Source organism: Pseudomonas graminis (genome assembly GCF_004364335.1).
Taxonomy (GTDB): domain Bacteria; phylum Pseudomonadota; class Gammaproteobacteria; order Pseudomonadales; family Pseudomonadaceae; genus Aquipseudomonas; species Aquipseudomonas graminis_D.
On the sequence record NZ_SOCR01000006.1, the window covers coordinates 173,878 to 191,817 of the forward strand.

Genomic DNA, 17,940 nt, shown 5'->3' on the forward strand with positions numbered 1-17,940 from the left:
AAGCCAGGGCACATGCCCTGGCTTTTTTGTGGCGGCGAACTCACTTCACCGTCTTCGGCGCCTTGCCCGAACGCATCTGCTCCAGCAACGGGGTGCACTGGTTGGGCGCGTCGCCGCTGCTCGGTGCTACCAGCGCCAGCAATCCCGCCGCCGGCCCGACTGCCGCGCCCAACAGCACCATGCCCGCGCCACGCAGCAGCAACGGACCTGACTGGACACCCGCGCTGGGCTTGCTGAACGGCCCGCGCACATACAGCGGCGAACGCAGGGAGAACACCCTGAAGCCTTTAGACTCCGGCGTGATCTTCATGTCCAGTTGCTCGGTCTTGAGATTCGCCGTGCCATCGACGTAAATGATCGCGTTCTCGGTATCGAACACGAACACCTTGGTGCTCGCCAGGCCGTCCTTGAAGCCTACATTGGTCGCCGCACAGTTGATCTTGACGTCCTTGTCGCCAAACAGCTTGCCGACCACGTAGTTGCCCACGTTCAGCCCGGCAATCTCCATCAGGCCACGGCTGACAGCACCGTCGTTGATCAACATTTTCAGCTCACCGTTGGACGTGCCCAGCAAAGCGGCCACGCTGTTGCCACGGCCACTGAGGTCAGCATCACCGTTGAGCTCACCAAAGCTGGTTTTCATCGGTTCGAAGGTCGGGAACAGCTGCTTGAGCTTGAAGCCCCGAGCCGAGAGCTTCGCGCGCCCCTCCAGCGGCTGGGTGTGGCCGTCGAGCTTGATGTCGGCGTCGAGCTTGCCGCCCGCCACACCGAAGCGCAGCGGCTGCAGGCTCAGCACGCCATCGCTGAGCACCACATGGGTGTAAAGGTCGGTGAACGGCAAGTCAGCGCTCTGCACGATGCGCTTGCCCGTGAACTCCACGTCGGCGTCCATGGCGGCCCAGCGGTCGGTCTTGAACTCCTCGACCGGCAGCACTTTGTCCGTTGGCTGCTTGCTCGCGCCGCCCCGGGTTTTCTGCTCGGCATTGGAGTCAGCGCCAATCAGCGGCTTGAGGTCTGCCATCAGTAATTGATTGGACACCAGCGCGCCGGTCAGCTTGGGACGGGGCTCGCTGGCAACAAACCCCAGATCGCCGTGAATATCGCTGTCGCCGATCTTGCCGTTGAAGCCCTTGTACTGGAAGGACGCGCCCGCCGGGTCATGCAGCTTGGCGATCAGACGGCCATCGGTGGAGTATGGAGGAGAATCCGGCAGGGTTACGCCGGTCAGCGGGAACAGGTTGCTCAGGCTGTCGCCGGACAGCTTCAGGCGCAGGTCCAGTTCACCGAGGTTCTGCGGATCGGTGACGGTACCTGCGATTGCGACGCGCAGAGCGCCCGCGCTAACGTCGGCCTGTACCGGGAATGGTTGCGTGGCGTCTTTCAATGCCAGCAGTCCACCGACTTTGCCGCTGCCGTTGAGTTTCTGGCCGTGATACTGGCCTTTGGCGGTAAAGCCGAAGGCATAGTCCTGAGCCGAAGCGCCCTTGTCCCGGACCTTCTTCGCCTCGCTGCTGCCGACGATGTCGCTGTAGGGAATCGGCTTGCCCAGCATATCGATGACCACATCGACCGCCGTGTTGATCTTCTGGTCGTTATAGCTCACGAAGCCTTTATCGAAGCCGATCGAGCCAATGTCGACCACCCAGCTCGACGGCTTGGCGTTCGGGTCGCTCTTGGGCAGATCAAACACCCAGTTGGCGCGGCCATCGGCCAGACGCTCGATTTTCGCGTTGGGCTCGGTCAGGTTGATGCGCGGGATGACCACGCGTTGCGCCAGCAACGGCAAGGGAGACAAGCGCAGGTCGACGCGCTTGAGCGTGACCATCTGCGGCGTCTTCGACCATTCCGGGTTGCCCAGGGCGATGTCTTCCGCCGACAGGTGCGGCCATGGCACCCAGGCGCGCCAACCGCCTTCGTCAGGCTCCCGGTGCCAGCTCACGGCCAGATTACCGTTGATGGCAAAGGGGCGATGCAGTTCTGCAGACACCTTTTCGTTGATGGTCGGCTTGAGCCGGTTCCAGTCGAACGTGGCGATCACAATGATCAGAATCACCAGCAACAGCAGCAGGATTGCGGCTGTCCAGGCGAAGATTTTACGGCCTCGCGTCATTGCGTTGTCTCCCCAAAAACCGACGCGCCGTCCAGGGCGCGTCTCGTACGTCGTAACGGTTCGACTGAGAAAAGCCGCGTCGGTTTGATGAAATCTGTATTCAGGGTCAGAAAAGTTCCGCCCCACGCCCATGCCGTACGTCCAGACGGGCGTGGCGATCGACCTGAAACCCGTTGAAACGCCCGCCGGGCAAGGGGTCGGCATTCGAATCATTTCTGTCGATGGTCACCATCAGCCCGCTGAACTTCTTTATCCACCGGGCAGCAGTAAAATCGGCAGCACGTTCACACAACCCTTTACACCCGAGCATCCTTCCATGAAACGCCAATTGATTGCCCTGACCCTTTCCCTGCTTGCCTCGAGCGCATTCGCGATGCCTGCCAGCGAACAAGCGATCCTCGGCGAAGCGAAGGCGACGCAGCATTCCGGTTTGCCGACCGTTGCGCAGGACGGTCCGGATCGATTGATCAATCAATACCAGCGCGTCGCCGACAATGGGCCTGATCGCCTGATTCAGCAGTATCAGCGCGTTTCCTGATCGATAGCCGCTGCAGTCAACAGCTTCTCGGCTAAAGCCGGTCCTACGGAAGACACGCGCACCCCGTAGGACCGGCTTCAGCCGGGAAGAGGCCGGTCAGATCACCCAAAAATCGGCACGACAAAAAACATGAGAACCGCCCGGCCCTGATCGCCGGGCTTTTTATTGCCCGACGTAAACCGGGTTCGACGCCACGCAAACGCATTTGCTAGAGTTGCGGCCCATGCGTCCATCAGATACACGCCCCATGCTGCCCCGCGCCGAACAGAAACAGCAGACTCGCCATGCCCTGCTCGATGCAGCCCGGGGCCTGATGGAGAGCGGGCGCGGTTTCGGCAGCCTGAGCCTGCGGGAAGTGGCGAAAACCGCCGGCATCGTGCCCACCGGTTTCTACCGGCATTTCGATGACATGGACCACCTGGGGCTGGCGCTGGTCAGCGAGGTCGGCCAGACCTTCCGCGAAACCATCCGCCGCGTGCGCCACAACCACAACATCGATACCGGCATCATTGATGCCTCCATCCGCATCTTTCTGGATGTCGTCGCTGCCAATCGCTCGCAGTTCCTGTTCTTGGCGCGTGAGCAGTACGGCGGCTCGCTGAAAGTCCGTCAGGCGCTCGGCGCCCTGCGCGAAGGCATCATCGCCGACCTTGCGACCGACCTGGCGTCGATGCCCAAATTCCAGCACCTGAACACCGACGACCTTTCGGTCATGGCCGACCTGGTGGTCAAGAGCGTGTTCGCCATGCTCCCCGAGCTGATCGACCCGCCTCCGCCGGCATTGGCCGCCCACCTGACGCCCCGCGCGAAAATCACCCAGCAGCTGCGCTTCATCTTCATCGGCGCCAAGCGCTGGCAGGGGTTGGGCAGTACTGAGTGACTCAGCGCCTGCGAAGGCCATTCGCGGGCAAGCGCGCTCCTACAATGGGTTGCGATAGCAAACCTGGATCACGGTGAGGATGTGGAAGTCGTTGTCGCAGGCGATGAAAACCTGAGTTTGGAACGCGGCCCCTTGTAGGAGCGCGCTTGCCCGCGAAGACCTAGCGTCCACCGCAGAAGATTCCAGCGCCGTATCTGTTAGTGGCGCCACCACTAAAACGCACCATACCGGTGCACAACCCTTCGCGACGCCCCACCATTGAGCATAGAGCCGTTGGAATCTCGGCCCTCTGCACCGTATTCAGGCAATTTCTGTCCCGGTCGCCTGTTGGCAAGGCACTTGCTCTAGCCATTGCATCGCACATTGCTGGAAGCTTTCTGATGCTGGTGATTCATCAACGGATCGAACCTCAGGCTGAATGGGCCGCCGAGTTGCATTTGATATTCGAGGCAAGGAGCAAGAGCCGGCTGCGCTGTTTCAATGCCGAGGGTGAAGACGTCGGGCTGTTCCTGGAACGGGGCCAGCCGCCGCTGCATGACGGCGATTTCCTCAGGGCCGAAGACGGCCGGATCGTCCGTGTTTGCGCGCGCCCCGAGAAACTGATGCACGTGACCTGCGGCAACGCCTTCGAACTGACCCGCGCGGCGTACCACCTGGGCAACCGCCATGTGGCGCTGCAAGTAGGCGACGGTTGGCTGCGACTGCTGGACGACTACGTGCTCAAGGCCATGCTCGATCAGCTGGGCGCCACCACCGAATCCATCGAGGCACCCTTCCAGCCGGAACATGGCGCGTACGGCGGCGGCCACCACCACTCGCGCGCCGGTGAGGAAGATTTCAACTACCCGCCGCGCATTCATCAATTCGGCGTGCGCACGTGAACGCGGCCTGGGCGCTGCTGCGTCTGGCCAGCCCGCAACTGCCGATCGGCGGCTACAGCTACTCCCAAGGCCTGGAAATGGCGGTCGAGCAATCCACCGTTCACGATTCGTCCAGCGCCGCACGCTGGATTGGTGACCAGTTGCTGCTCAACCTTGCGCGCTTCGAGGCGCCACTTTTACTGGCGCACTGCGCGGCGGCTGGCGAAGACGACTGGGCGACGCTGCTGCAATTGAGCGAAGAACATCGCGCCAGCCGCGAAACCCGCGAGTTGCATCTGGAGAGCCGGCAAATGGGTTACTCCCTGCAGCAATTGCTCAACGGCCTGCCGGAAATGGATCAGCCCGCGCGGGATTTCCTACAACGTGTGGGCGAACCCCATCTGGCGCTGGGTTGGGCACTGGCCGCGCGTGCCTGGCAGATCAGTCCTCAGGACGCACTCGCCGCCTGGCTCTGGAGCTGGCTGGAAAACCAGTTGGCGGTGCTAATGAAAACCCTGCCACTGGGGCAGCAAGCCGCCCAGCGCCTGACCAGTGAGTTATTGCCACTGCTGCAAAACGCCCAGCAACACGCGACCGCACTGAACCCTGGACACATCGGCAGCGCGCCATTAGGCCTGGCGCTGGCGAGCATGAACCACGAGCGGCAGTACAGCCGCCTGTTCCGATCATGAGGTGGCCGCCATCGCCGCAGCACCTCGCACCGCACAACACCCTTAACGGAGAGAACGAATGAACAGCCAACCTTTGCGCGTCGGCATCGGCGGTCCGGTCGGTTCCGGCAAGACCGCGCTGACCCTCGCGCTGTGCCTGGCCCTGCGCGACCGCTACAACCTCGCGGTGGTCACCAACGATATCTACACCCGTGAAGACGCTGACTTTCTGGTGCGCAATGAAGCACTGGCGCCTGAGCGCATCATCGGCGTGGAAACCGGCGGCTGCCCGCACACGGCGATCCGCGAAGACGCTTCGATCAATCTGGAAGCCGTCGACCAGCTCAATCGGCGCTTCGAGGGACTGGACCTGATCATCGTCGAATCTGGCGGCGACAACCTGTCGGCGACGTTCAGCCCGGAGCTGTCGGACCTCACCATTTATGTGATCGACGTGTCGGCAGGCGACAAGCTGCCGCGCAAGGGTGGCCCCGGCATCTGCAAATCCGACCTGCTGGTGATCAACAAGATCGACCTCGCACCGCTGGTGGGTGCATCGCTGGAGATGATGGACCGCGACACGAAGAAGATGCGCGGCGACAAGCCGTTCGTGTTCAGCAACCAGAAAACCGGCCACGGCCTGGAGGACATCATCGCCTTCATCGAGCGCCAGGGCCTGCTGACCGCGGCCTGATTCGTACATCCAAGTGGCTCATACCCAAGTGAAGCAAGGAATTCATTCATGAACGGCAAAAAAGTATTCGGCGCGTTGGCGCTGCTCCTCGCTCCAGCGCTGGCCTTTGCTCACCCAGGTCACGATGAAAGCGGTCTTGTGGCCGGCATCAGCCATCCGCTGGGGGGCATCGATCACCTGCTGGCGATGATTGCTGTGGGGCTTTGGGCTGCACAGCAAAAAGGCGCCGCGCGCTGGGCGCTGCCGTGCACGTTCGTCGGCACCATGCTGATCGGCGGCTTGCTCGGATTTGAAGGCCTGGCATTGCCAGCACTGGAAAGCGGCATCGCGGCGTCGGTCTTTGCGCTGGGCCTGGCGGTGGCACTGGCCGTACGTCCGCCGCTGTTCGTTGCAATGGCGGCGACAGCACTGTTTGCGATGTTCCACGGCGTGGCCCATGGCCTGGAGCTGCCGGAGATGTCCAGCCCGTGGGGTTATGCGCTCGGGTTTGTCGGCGCGACTGCTGCATTGCACGCGGCGGGTTATGCCGTGGTGCGGTTTCTGCCATCGGCGGCGGCACCGGTGGTACGGGTTGCTGGTGCGTTGTCGGCCGCGACAGGCGTATGGTTGTTCGCGGGCTAGATGACGGCATCATTGTAGGAGCGCGCTTGCCCGCGATTGCGATCTGTCAGCGACAAATAGGTTGTCTGACACACCGATATCGCGGGCAAGCGCGCTCCTACACTGGACCGATGTCGAACACGAATCATCGGCGTAGCCAAGCGCCCTCCTCCTGATACCCACAACTGACGCAAGATCCCCACCTCCTGCTACCATGTCGCGCAATCTGCCCCTGCCGTGACGCCATCCAATGCCTGACGCTTCCCTCTCTACCGCCAAGTCCTCACTGTCCGCCCTATTCGCCGAGGTGCAACAACACTTCATGGGCGTGGTCGTGCCGTTGTGGCAGGGCCCGGGGTGGAATGCCGGGATGGCGCTGCCGTTCGAGGCGGTTGATGCTGAGCATCGGCCTTTGCCGCCACAGCGCTACCGGGCCATGGCCTGTGCGCGTCAGCTGTTTCTGTTTTCAAGCCTGATCGATCACCCCGACGTGCCCGACGCCGCTACTCGCGCAGCAGCGCTGTTTCGTTCGTTGCAGCAGCACTTTCACGATGCCGAGCACGGCGGCTGGTTCTACAGCATTGATCCACAGGGCGCGCCGCTGGATCGCCGCAAGGACCTCTACACCCACGCCTTCATCGTCTTCGCCTGCGCGCATTACTGGGGCAAGGTCCGTGAGCCGCTGGTGGAGTCGGTGCTCAATGCCGCGCTGAACGTCGTCGCCGAACGCTTTGCCGATGGCGATGGCTTGTACGAATCCGTGCTGGCCGAGGATTGGTCTTCGCTGAACGCCGGCCCGCTGCAGAACCCGCTGATGCACCTGGCCGAAGCGTTTCTCGGCACACTAGCCGTACGCGATGACGCTGACACGCTGGCGGCGTTGGACGCCTTGGTAGAAGCCATGCAGCGACGCTTCGTCGATGTCGAGCACGGGGTGATGCTGGAGAAACCGCTGGACGCTGTGGATAACTGGTCCGAGCCGGGTCACCAGTTCGAATGGTTCTATTTGCTGGCGTCCTCCGCGCGTCTGCGTTGCACGCCGCTGTATCGTTCGCTGGAGACTGCGTTCGCCCACGCCGAGGCACAGGGCGTCGATCAAACGACTGGCGCGGTCGCGGCGATGCTGGAAGTGGATGGTTCGGTGAAAGACGGCACGCAGCGCATCTGGGCCCAGGCTGAATACCTGCGCGCATTGACGTTACGACCTGATAGCGAGCACCTGCTGGCGCGCCAGTTGGAAGCGCTGCAAACCCGGTTCCTGCACCCCACCGGCTGGAACGAGTGCCTCGACAGCCAGGGGCAAGTCAGCCGCAGCGACATGCCGTCGACGACGCCGTATCACCTGGCGACCTGCTACATCGGGCTGGCCGAGTACTTCAACGCCTGAGGCACCCCGGCCTTGGGACGCCAACCGTTTTAACGCTCGCCCCTGTAGGAGCCGGCTTGCTGGCGAATGCGGTGGATCAGTGGCATTTGTGCGTCTGACACACCCGGTTCGCCAGCAAGCCGGCTCCTACAGGTTCGGCGTAATGATCGTCCCCACGCTCTGCGTGGGGATGCAGCCCAAGACGCTCCGCGTCCCGGCAACCGGCGACGCGGAGCGTCGGTTAGCGCATTCCCACGCGGAGCGTGGGAACGATCACATCAGTAAAACGACTTACTTCTCACTACGACTGCGATCAATCGCGAACCCGGCCCAGGTCTGGCTGACGGGCATCAGTTCGAGGCTGTTGACGTTGACGTGGGCCGGCGTGTTCATGATCCAGAAGATGGTGTCGGCGATGTCCTGAGGCTGGATCGGCTCTGCGCCTGCGTAGGTGGCGTCGTACTTGGCCTGATCGCCGCCGAAACGCACCAGCGAGAACTCGCTCTCGCACAAGCCCGGCTCAAGGTTGGTCACCCGTACGCCGGTGCCGACCAGGTCATTGCGCAGGTTCAGCGAGAACTGCCCGACGAACGCCTTGGTGCCGCCATAAACGTTGCCGCCCGGGTACGGATAATTCCCTGCCACCGAACCCAGGTTGACGATGCTGGCACCGCGGCCATAGGCGATCAGACGCGAAAGCAGCGTGCGCGTCGTGTACACCAGCCCTTTGATGTTGGTGTCGATCATGGTGTCCCAATCATCCAGATCGCACTTGGGTGCAGGATCGATCCCCAGCGCCAGGCCTGCGTTGTTGATCAGGCCGCGAATTTTTGCGAATTCAGCCGGCAGGCTTTCCACGGCGCGCTCCACGCCCTCGCGATCGCGCACGTCCAGCGTCAGGGTGTGCACCTTGGTCTGTTTCGACAACTCAGTGCTCAGCGCCTGCAAGCGGTCTTCACGGCGACCGGTCAGCACCAGCGACCAGCCCGCCTCGGCAAAACGACGGGCGCAGGCTTCGCCAAACCCGGAAGTGGCCCCGGTAATGAATACGGTAGAGGTCATTTCTTTCTCCTGACTAACGATGCGGGCTTATCAAGCCAAGCGGGAATGTCGCGCAAGCAGTGTTGCGCGTAGGAAGGTTCTGGAGAATGCCCGCCCACGCAGGCTGGGATCAAGCACCATCCGCAACATCGTCCTACCCGTGCTTCGCTGTATAAAAAACAACCAATCATTCCAACGCCTTGTGCCATGCGGCCTGCAGACACTTTTGCCCACCTTATCCACAGTCAGGCAACCATTTTCTGGGGGCAACTCGAAATGCCGAAAGTCCCGGCATACGGGGCGTGTGGGTAACTTGCACGATGTTTTTACTTGACCGGCCATGGGCCATCTGCCGTCGAATTTTTCCAAGACTTGGGTGTGTGGACAGGAATGCATGCTCCAGACCACAGATTGCGGTATCTGCGGCGGTCTTTCCAACGGTTGCACACAGACTTATCCACAGGCTGGCACCACATAAAGACTGTATAAAAAACCAGCCACAACAACGTTGACAAACCCCAACGAAATACCGGCTGGAACAACTGGTCAAATATTGATCAGCAGGCTGCAAGCCACGTAAAACAAGGCCTACAGCCAGCTGCTCCCAACTTATTCACAGTCACTTCCACAGTAAAACTGAACAAGTCAAAAGCGTGACAAAACAGCGATTTGCAGCGGCTATATGTCGCGTTTTCGCAGGTGCTCAAAATTGTTTTCCACAATTCGGATCCGCGATAAAAAAGCCCCGGAAGTTATCCACCCGGGGCTTGTTTTTACAGCAGTGATCAGGAATCAGTGACCGCCGAGATAGGCGTTCCTGACCTCCTCATTGGTGAGCAATTCCTTACCCGTGCCCGTCAGGCGAATCTCGCCGTTAACCATCACGTAAGCGCGGTCCGACAGCTTCAGCGCATGGTTGGCGTTCTGCTCGACCAGAAAGATGGTCATGCCGGTCTGCGCCAGCTCACGCAGCGTCGCGAAGATCTGCTTAACGATGATCGGCGCCAGCCCCAGGCTCGGCTCGTCCAGCAGCAGCAACTTGGGACGGCTCATCAACGCGCGCGCGATGGCGAGCATTTGCTGCTCGCCGCCGGACATGGTCATTGCCCGCTGGTTGCGACGTTCCTTGAGCCGCGGAAACATCTCGAACATGCGTTGCATGTCCTCGCTGGCGTGTTTGTCGCCGATGGGGATGGTGCCCATCATCAGGTTCTCTTCCACCGACATGTCCGGGAACACGCGGCGGCCTTCCGGCGATTGCGCGATGCCATTGGACGCGATGTAGTGCGACGACTTGTGGGTGATGTCAGTGCCCTGGTAGATGATCTGGCCGCTGGCGGCGCGCGGCTGGCCGAAGATCGACATCAGCAGCGTGGATTTACCCGCGCCGTTGGAGCCGATGAGGCTGACCGTCTCGCCCTCGTCAATGTGCATCGAGACTTTCTTCAGGGCCTGAATCGGCCCGTAATACACGTCGATCTCTTTCAGTTCGAGGATCGGCTTACTCATACCAACTCCTCTTCATCAGCGCCCAGGTACGCGGCGATCACTTTTGGATCGTTGCGGATCTGCTCCGGTTTGCCCTTGGCGATCACGTTGCCGTGGTCGAGCACGACGATGTCGTCGGAAATGCCCATGACCATGCCCATGTCGTGTTCGATCAGCACAATGGTCATGTCGTGATCGTCGCGCAGGTGGCGAATCATGCCGCTCAACGCCTCGGTTTCCTGTGGGTTCAAACCAGCTGCCGGCTCGTCCAGGCAGATGACCTGCGGCCGCGTGCACATCGCCCGCGCGATCTCCAGACGACGTTGCTGGCCGTAGGACAGCTCACCGGCCAGACGGTTGGCGCAGTCCACCAGATCCACCACTTCGAGCCAGTAGAACGCGGTGTTCATCGCGTCGTCTTCGGCCTTGCGGTAAGCCTTGGTGTTGAGGATGCCGGCGAGCATGTTGCGGTTGACCCACATGTGCTGCGCGACGAGCAGGTTCTCGACGACGGACATTTCCTTGAACAGGCGAATGTTCTGGAAAGTACGCGCAAGCCCTGCACGGTTTACCAAGTGCGTGCCGCCAAACATCTTGTAGTACAGCCGGCTACCGAAGCGCTTGGGCGAAGCGAAGTCGGCGGCGCGAAACTGCTCGCCGAGCAACTGAATGACGTTGGTCTTCTTGCCCCGCGCGTTGAGCTCGATGCGCCCGCCGGTGGCTTTGTAAAAGCCGGTCAGGCAGTTGAACACCGTGGTCTTGCCGGCGCCGTTGGGCCCGATCAATGCAAAGATCGAGTTGCGCCGCACTTGCAGACTGACATCGCTGAGGGCCTTGATGCCGCCGAAGTGCATCATCAGGTTGTCGACGGACAGAACGATTTCGTCGCTCATCACGCGCCCTCCACGTTGGCCAGCACGCCTTTGCGTGGCTGCACGCCGGTACGGCTGATGCGAATCAGGCCACGCGGACGCCAGATCATCATCAGCACCATGAGGATGCCGAACAGCAAGACGCGGTATTCCGCGAAGCTGCGCAAGAGTTCCGGCGCGACGGTCAGCACAAAGGCCGCGATGACCACGCCGACCGTCGAGCCCATGCCGCCGAGCACGACGATGGCGAGGATCAGCGCCGACTCGAAGAAGGTGAACGAGGTCGGGTTGACGAAGCCTTGATAGCTGGCGAAGAACACACCGGCCAGACCGGCCGTCGAGGCGCCGATGGTGAAGGCCGACAGCTTGACCAGTACGTGATTCAGGCCCATCGAGCGGCAGGCGATTTCGTCTTCACGCAGTGCTTCCCACGCGCGGCCGACCGGCATGCGGGTCAAGCGATGCTTGACGTACAGCACAGCCAGCACGACAAGAAACAGCACGGTGTAGATGAAGATGAATTTGAGGTCCGGGTTGTATTCGAAGCCGAAATACTCGTGGATCGGGATGCCGCCGTCCTTGGCGCGACGCCCGAACTCCAGACCGAAGAAGGTCGGCGAAGGCACCGGCACGCCATTAGGTCCGCCGGTGAACGACAGCCAGTTATTGAGCACCAGACGAATGATCTCGCCGAAGCCCAGGGTCACGATCGCCAGATAATCCCCGTGCATGCGCAGCACCGGGAAGCCGAGGATGCAACCCGCAAGCGCCGCCGCAATGGCTGCCAGCGGCAACGCCGACCAGAAGCCCAGGCCAAGATATTGATAACCCAGCGCCAGGCCGTACGCGCCAATCGCATAGAAGGCGACATAACCCAGGTCGAGCAGACCGGCGAGGCCGACCACGATATTAAGGCCCAGGCCCAGCAGCACGTAGATCAGGCCGAGGATGACCACGGTCAGCACGTACTTGTCGGCAAAGATCGGGAAAATCACGGCGATCAGGATCATCAGCGGAATGATGAAGCGCAGGCGCGTCTTGTAGCCCGGCGGCAGCACGTGCACGCCGGAGCCCGAGCTTTCAAAACTCTGCGCGATGGCCACGCCTCTCGGCGTCTGCAGGAACAGGCTCATGAAGAAACGACCGACAACGACCACGCCCACCAGCACGGCGACGCGGCCCGGTTGCAGGTTGAAGCCGTAGCCGTCCAGCACGATGCCGACGATCGGGCCGAACACGATCAGCGCCAGCAGCCCGGCGATCACCGCGTCGATCAGGCTTTGTTTGATATCAATGGGTTTAGTAGGTGCAGACATGGTTATACCTTCGCCACGAGTGGGCGACCCAGCAAGCCTTGGGGACGGAAGATCAGGATCACTACCAGCAGGCCGAAACTGAACACGTCTTTGTAGTCGGAGTTGATCAGACCGGAGAACTGCGACTCGGCAACCCCCAGGATCAGCCCGCCGAGCATGGCGCCCGGCAACGAACCAATGCCGCCGAGTACCGCTGCGGTAAACGCCTTGATGCCGATGACGAAGCCGGCGAAGAAGTCGAACGTGCCGTAGTTCATGGTGATCAGCACGCCGGCCAGTGCCGCCATGGCCGCGCCGATGACGAACACGTAGGAAATGACCCGGTCGGTGTTGATGCCCAGAATCGAGGCCATCTTGCGATCCTGCTGCGTGGCGCGGCACATCCGGCCCAGCTTGGTGTACTTGATGATGTAGGTCAGTACGCCCATGCCGACGAAGGCAGCGATCAGGATGAAGATTTTGGTGTAGGTGATCTGTACGAAACCGCTGCCGACATCGAAGCGCATGGCGCCTTCGAGCAGGGTCGGTACGCCTTGCTGGCGTGGGCCCTGAGCGATCTGCGCGTAGTTCTGCAGAATCAGGGAGATGCCGATCGCACTGATCAGCGGCGCCAGGCGGGTCGAGTTACGCAGCGGTTTATACGCCACTCGCTCGATAACGAAACCGTACACACCGGTCACCACAATGGTGAAGATCAGTGTGCCGAGAATCAGAAAGGGGAATGACTCAACGCCGAAAAACGACAGCACGGCGAGGCCGATAGCTGCGAGGTAAGCGGAGATCATGTACACGTCGCCGTGGGCGAAGTTGATCATGCCAATGATGCCGTAGACCATCGTGTAACCGATGGCGATCAGGCCATAGACCGAGCCCAGTGTCAGGCCGTTGACCATTTGCTGCAGGAAAATACCGTCCATCACGCACGCTCACGAACTTGAAAGGCCAACCTGGCGCGCGGCGACCACTCCCTCGTGAGGAATAGAGCGGCGCAGACAGTGGCAACAGAAGAAATCCGGCGCCGCCGTCAGACAGCGCCGATTACCGGATCAGGTCGTTTCCCGGCTCACCCCCGGGAAACAGCCGATCCGACTAAGCGCTTAACTCACTTCTGCTTTTCGAGCTGGTGGTATTTGCCGTCCTTGTCCCACTGGTAAACCACGTAGTCAGAGACTTTCAGGTCGCCCTTGGTGTCCCAGGCTTTCTCGCCCATAACGGTTTTGACAGGGTGGGCTTTCAGGAACTTGGCAGCGTCTTCGCCTTTGTTCGACTTGGCGCCGTTGAAGCCAGCGGCCAGGGCCTGAACCGAAGCGTAGGCGTAGAGGGTGTAGCCTTCAGGCTCGTAGCCGGATTTGCGGAACTGCTCAACCACGGCCTTGCTGTCTGGCAGCATGCGCGGGTCGGCGCCGAAGGTCATGTACACGCCATCGACGAATTGCGGGCCGCCAGCAGTTTTCACCAGCTCATCAGTGACAACGCCGTCGTCGGACATGAACTTGACGTCTTTCAGGCCTTGCTCATGCAGCTGGTGAACCAGTGGACCGGCTTCCGGGTGCAGGCCGCCGAAGTAAACGACGTCAGCGCCAACGGAGCGGATCTTGGTGACCAGGGCGCTGAAGTCCTTCTCGCCACGGGTCAGACCTTCTTCCAGCACAGGCTTCACGCCGCGCTTGGTCAGCTGCTTGGCGGTGGCGTCGGCCAGGCCTTTCCCGTAGGTGTCCTTGTCGTTGATGACGGCGATTTTCTTGCCCTTGAGCACGTCGACGATGTAGTCGCCGGCCACGATGCCTTGCTGATCGTCACGACCGCACATGCGGAACATGGCGCTCAGGCCGCGCTCGGTCACGGTAGGGTTGGTGGAACCAGGGGTGATCGCGATAATGCCGGCTTCGTCATAGACTTCCGACGCAGGGATGGTCGAGGAGGAGCAGAAATGACCGACAACGCCGGCGACTTTGTCAGACGCGGCCTTGTTGGCAACAGCAACAGCCTGTTTAGGTTCGCACGCATCGTCGTAGGCGGTCAGGACGATTTTATCGCCGTTGACGCCGCCCGCAGCGTTGATGGCATCGGCAGCTGCTTGAGCGCCCTTCATGTATTGCTCGCCGAATGAGGCGTTTGCGCCGGTCATCGGGCCTGCAACGCCGATCTTGAGGTCGGCTGCCTGCGCAAATGAAGCCGCACCCATGGCAGTAGCCACTGCGAGTGCGAGAAAGCCTTTTCTGTAGAACGTCTGCGACATGAGTTGGTGCTCCTGGGTTTTTTAATTAGCACTGCGACCACAGAGCTGCTGCGAGCAAGTGGCGTGCCATCGGTTTTTTATTCTTGAGAAACTCGCCGTTTTGTTGCTATCCGACTGATTTCTGCCCTTTTTCACGGGGCGTGCAACCGTCTAAACCGCGCAAGGTGCAACCTTGCGACTTTAAAAGAGCAACCCTGGAGAAGCGGGCGCGCAACCGTGCCGCCCTCACCTGTACAACCCTGTTGTTACAGCCTGCGTCACCGAACTGCACACCGTCGGTGCGGATCCGCTACGGGCCGCACCATTTGAGGGTAGTGGATGTAGGAAAAAGCGTTGTTTTGGAGAGGGAGTTCTTCTCAGATCACGATTCTGAGGCACTGGCCGGCATGGTATAGCGAAAAGCCAGCCTCATACAAAGAACTGCGCAGTCTAACGCCCGCCAGAGGCTGCATCTGCGCGAAGGGGATGGGTAAAACACTGGCGTTGCCGCTGGACAGATAATCGGCGAATGCTTTGCCGACCACCGTCCCTGTCGTATTGCCGCGTCCGTTGTAACCGGTGACAGCGACCAGTCCTGGTGCAGGCTCGAACATGCGCAGTAAATGATCGGGCGTGAAATCGATGCAGCCGGTCCAGGTACATTCCCACTCAACCTGTCTGAGGAACGGGAAATAATGCCATTGAACGCGATCGGCCCACGCCTTCAGAAACCAGCCGGGCTTCTGGTTGCCATTGCCCAGACTGCCCAACAACAGCCGGCCATCGGCATCGCGACGAATGCTGCTGAGCACTTGCCGCGTGTCCCAGGAGCCCTGCCCGCCTGGCAAAATCTGTTGTGCCGCGTCTTCGGTCAGCGGCGCCGATGCCACTTGATAGTAATAGCCGGGGAAGAAGTTGCGCCGAAGCTCCGTCCATTCGCCCTCGGTGTAGGCGTTGGACGCGATAACGACTTGCTCGGCAAGCACCGCGCCGTTTTCGGTGATCACGCACCAGCGCGAGCCCTGACGTTCAAGGCGTTTGACCGGCGAGTGATCGAAACGCTGACCGCCCAATTGCGTGACGGCCGCTGCCAGCCCGCTGGTGTAGGCCATCGGGTTGATGGTGCCAGCGCGGCGGTCGAGTAATGCAGAAGTGATTTCGGTGGTGCCGGTCGCTTCCTGACAGGCTTTGCCGGTGAGCAATTCCACAGGTGCGCCGCGACGTTTCCATTGTTGTTCACGGCTGCGCAGGTCCAGCTCGCCCTTGGCGTTGTGCGCCATATGCAGCGTGCCTTTGCGCGTGGCCTGGCAGTCGATGCCATATTTTTCGATGAGGCTGAAGACCAGCGACGGCGCATTGCCGAGCATGGCGTTGAGCTGGCTGCCGACTTTTTCGCCGAAGCCGGCTTCAATCTCGTCGGGCGGAATCCACAGGCCGGCGTTGACCAGTCCTACGTTCCGCCCGGACCCGCCCTGCCCGGTGCGATGGGCTTCGACGACAGCGACCGTCTTGCCTTGCTCAAGCAGATGAAGGGCCGCCGACAAACCCGTGATGCCTGCGCCGATGACGCACACATCGACAGTCACTTCCCCGCTCAACGCGGGCGCTTCAGGCCTTTGCGGCGTCAGCGTTTCCCACAGACATTCTTCGCGTAACGGCATCGCACAACCTCGGAGAGAGACAGCCAGACCTGATCGTTCCCACGCTCCTACACAAACCATCAATCAAACGTAATGCCTTGGGCCAGCGGCAGTTCCCGGGAGTAGTTCACGGTGGCGGTCTGGCGACGCATGTAGCCTTTCCACGAGTCCGAGCCGGATTCGCGGCCACCGCCGGTTTCTTTCTCGCCACCGAACGCGCCACCAATCTCTGCACCACTCGGGCCAATGTTGACGTTGGCGATGCCGCAGTCACTGCCCAGCGCCGAAATGAATTGCTCGGCTTCACGCACGTCGGTAGTGAAGATGCAGGAGGACAACCCTTGCGGCACGTCGTTGTTCAGCCGTACCGCCTCGCTGAATTCCTCGTACCCGACCACGTACAGAATCGGCGCAAAGGTTTCGCTGCGCACGACATCGCTCTGCTCCGGCATCTCGACAATGGCCGGCGATACGTAATAACCGTTCGGGAATTTTTCCTCTAACTGACGCTTGCCGCCAAACACCTTGCCGCCTTCGCTCAACGCCTGCTCCAGCGCTTCCTGCATGTTTTCATAGCTTTGCTTGTCGATCAGCGGACCGACCAGATTGCCTTCCAGCGGATGCCCGATGCGCACTTTGGCGTATGCCGCTTTCAAGCGCTCGACGAACTCCGCCTTCACCGACGAGTGCGCAATCAGGCGACGCAGGGTGGTGCAACGTTGACCCGCCGTGCCGACGGCACTGAACAGCACCGCGCGCACGGCCAGATCCAGATCGGCACTCGGGGTCAGAATCATCGCGTTGTTGCCGCCCAGCTCCAGAATGCTGCGGGCGAAACGTGCAGCGAGTTTCGGCGCCACTTCGCGGCCCATGCGCGTGCTGCCGGTGGCGCTGATCAACGCGACGCGGGCGTCATCGACCAACGCCTCACCGGCTTCGCGGCCGCCGACGATGCATTGGGTGAGGTACTGAGGAGCGTCCGAAAATTCAGCCGCTACTTTGTCGAACAGCGCCTGGCAGGCCAGCGCCGTCAGCGGGGTTTTTTCCGACGGTTTCCAGATCACCGAGTTGCCGCAAACCAGCGCCAGGGCGGTGTTCCACGACCAGACCGCGACAGGGAAGTTAAACGCGCTGATGACGCCGACGACGCCCAGCGGATGCCAGGTTTCACGCATGTGGTGGCCCGGGCGCTCGGAAGCGATGGTCAGGCCGTACATCTGCCGCGACAGGCCGACGGCGAAGTCGCAGATGTCGATCATTTCCTGCACTTCACCCAGTCCTTCCTGAGTGATCTTGCCCGCTTCCCACGACACCAGTTCACCGAGGTCGGTTTTGTGTTTGCGCAGCGCTTCGCCAAACAGACGAATCAGCTCGCCGCGACGAGGCGCAGGCACTTTGCGCCATGCGTCGAAGGCGTGGTCGGCGCGGGTGATACGCTGCTCGACTTCGGCGGCGCTCTCCCAGCTCACCGACGCCACCTGGCTGCCATCGATCGGCGTGTGAACAGGCTTGTCGCCCTGTTGATAAAGCGCGGCATCGACACCGAGTCGGGTAAGCAGGTCGTTGAGCATGGTTTCTCCTGAAACTGATCGTAAGCGCGAAAGCGGAATGCCAAATATGGGTGATTTCGTCAGCCTCTAGTAATA

16 protein-coding genes are annotated in these 17,940 nt (G+C 61.1%); 7 read left to right on the plus strand and 9 right to left on the minus strand.

The features are described 5' to 3' along the window. Positions 1-40 precede the first annotated feature (40 nt). A complete protein-coding gene (locus EC919_RS12995) occupies positions 41-2,110 on the minus strand; it encodes an AsmA family protein (RefSeq protein WP_133774488.1) in 2,070 nt (689 codons plus the stop codon). Positions 2,111-2,261: 151 nt separating this feature from the next. Between EC919_RS12995 and EC919_RS13000 the strand changes: the two genes are divergently transcribed. The 7 genes from EC919_RS13000 to EC919_RS13030 all read left to right on the plus strand — a co-directional run bounded on the left by EC919_RS13000 (position 2,262) and on the right by EC919_RS13030 (position 7,740). Then, positions 2,262-2,648 carry a hypothetical protein gene (locus tag EC919_RS13000; protein ID WP_133774490.1) on the plus strand — a complete coding sequence of 129 codons (387 nt, stop codon included), beginning with the start codon at positions 2,262-2,264 and terminating at the stop codon, positions 2,646-2,648. 247 nt (positions 2,649-2,895) lie between these two features. Further along, positions 2,896-3,528 (plus strand): TetR family transcriptional regulator, encoded by a 633-nt coding sequence (locus EC919_RS13005; protein ID WP_133774844.1) that lies wholly within the window; start codon positions 2,896-2,898, stop codon positions 3,526-3,528. A gap of 380 nt (positions 3,529-3,908) precedes the next feature. Further along, positions 3,909-4,409: an urease accessory protein UreE gene (ureE, locus tag EC919_RS13010; protein ID WP_133774492.1), complete on the plus strand. Its 501-nt coding sequence runs from the start codon at positions 3,909-3,911 to the stop codon at positions 4,407-4,409. Then, a complete protein-coding gene (locus EC919_RS13015; protein ID WP_133774494.1) occupies positions 4,406-5,080 on the plus strand; it encodes an urease accessory protein UreF in 675 nt (224 codons plus the stop codon). The genes ureE and EC919_RS13015 overlap by 4 nt, the downstream gene beginning before the upstream one ends. A 58-nt stretch (positions 5,081-5,138) precedes the next feature. After that, on the plus strand, positions 5,139-5,753 hold the full coding sequence (ureG, locus tag EC919_RS13020) for an urease accessory protein UreG (RefSeq protein WP_120127766.1): 615 nt from the start codon (positions 5,139-5,141) through the stop codon (positions 5,751-5,753). Between the two features lie 48 nt (positions 5,754-5,801). Continuing rightward, entirely contained in the window at positions 5,802-6,374 is a 573-nt protein-coding gene (locus EC919_RS13025) for a HupE/UreJ family protein (protein ID WP_133774496.1), read from the plus strand. 229 nt (positions 6,375-6,603) lie between these two features. Next, positions 6,604-7,740 (plus strand): AGE family epimerase/isomerase, encoded by a 1,137-nt coding sequence (locus EC919_RS13030; RefSeq protein WP_133774498.1) that lies wholly within the window; start codon positions 6,604-6,606, stop codon positions 7,738-7,740. 270 nt (positions 7,741-8,010) lie between these two features. On the opposite strand, the gene EC919_RS13035 is transcribed toward EC919_RS13030, so the two are convergent. The 8 genes from EC919_RS13035 to amaB form a co-directional block, all read right to left on the minus strand. Beyond that, complete coding sequence (locus tag EC919_RS13035) at positions 8,011-8,781, minus strand: SDR family oxidoreductase (RefSeq protein ID WP_133774500.1); 771 nt, start codon at positions 8,779-8,781, stop codon at positions 8,011-8,013. Between the two features lie 771 nt (positions 8,782-9,552). After that, entirely contained in the window at positions 9,553-10,269 is a 717-nt protein-coding gene (locus EC919_RS13040; RefSeq protein ID WP_065987777.1) for an ABC transporter ATP-binding protein, read from the minus strand. Further along, positions 10,266-11,141: an ABC transporter ATP-binding protein gene (locus EC919_RS13045; RefSeq protein WP_133774501.1), complete on the minus strand. Its 876-nt coding sequence runs from the start codon at positions 11,139-11,141 to the stop codon at positions 10,266-10,268. Before EC919_RS13045 ends, EC919_RS13040 begins: the two co-directional genes overlap by 4 nt. Beyond that, complete coding sequence (livM, locus tag EC919_RS13050; protein ID WP_133774503.1) at positions 11,141-12,436, minus strand: high-affinity branched-chain amino acid ABC transporter permease LivM; 1,296 nt, start codon at positions 12,434-12,436, stop codon at positions 11,141-11,143. The genes EC919_RS13045 and livM overlap by 1 nt, the downstream gene beginning before the upstream one ends. A 2-nt stretch (positions 12,437-12,438) precedes the next feature. Continuing rightward, positions 12,439-13,353 carry an ABC transporter permease subunit gene (locus EC919_RS13055; protein WP_037015668.1) on the minus strand — a complete coding sequence of 305 codons (915 nt, stop codon included), beginning with the start codon at positions 13,351-13,353 and terminating at the stop codon, positions 12,439-12,441. Between the two features lie 185 nt (positions 13,354-13,538). Further along, a complete protein-coding gene (locus EC919_RS13060) occupies positions 13,539-14,675 on the minus strand; it encodes an ABC transporter substrate-binding protein (RefSeq protein ID WP_133774505.1) in 1,137 nt (378 codons plus the stop codon). A gap of 356 nt (positions 14,676-15,031) precedes the next feature. Next, entirely contained in the window at positions 15,032-16,315 is a 1,284-nt protein-coding gene (gene amaA / locus EC919_RS13065; protein WP_133774507.1) for an L-pipecolate oxidase, read from the minus strand. A 59-nt stretch (positions 16,316-16,374) separates the two neighbouring features. Continuing rightward, positions 16,375-17,865, minus strand: coding sequence for an L-piperidine-6-carboxylate dehydrogenase (gene amaB, locus EC919_RS13070; RefSeq protein ID WP_133774509.1), 1,491 nt, complete (start codon positions 17,863-17,865; stop codon positions 16,375-16,377). Between the last annotated feature and the right edge of the window lie 75 nt (positions 17,866-17,940).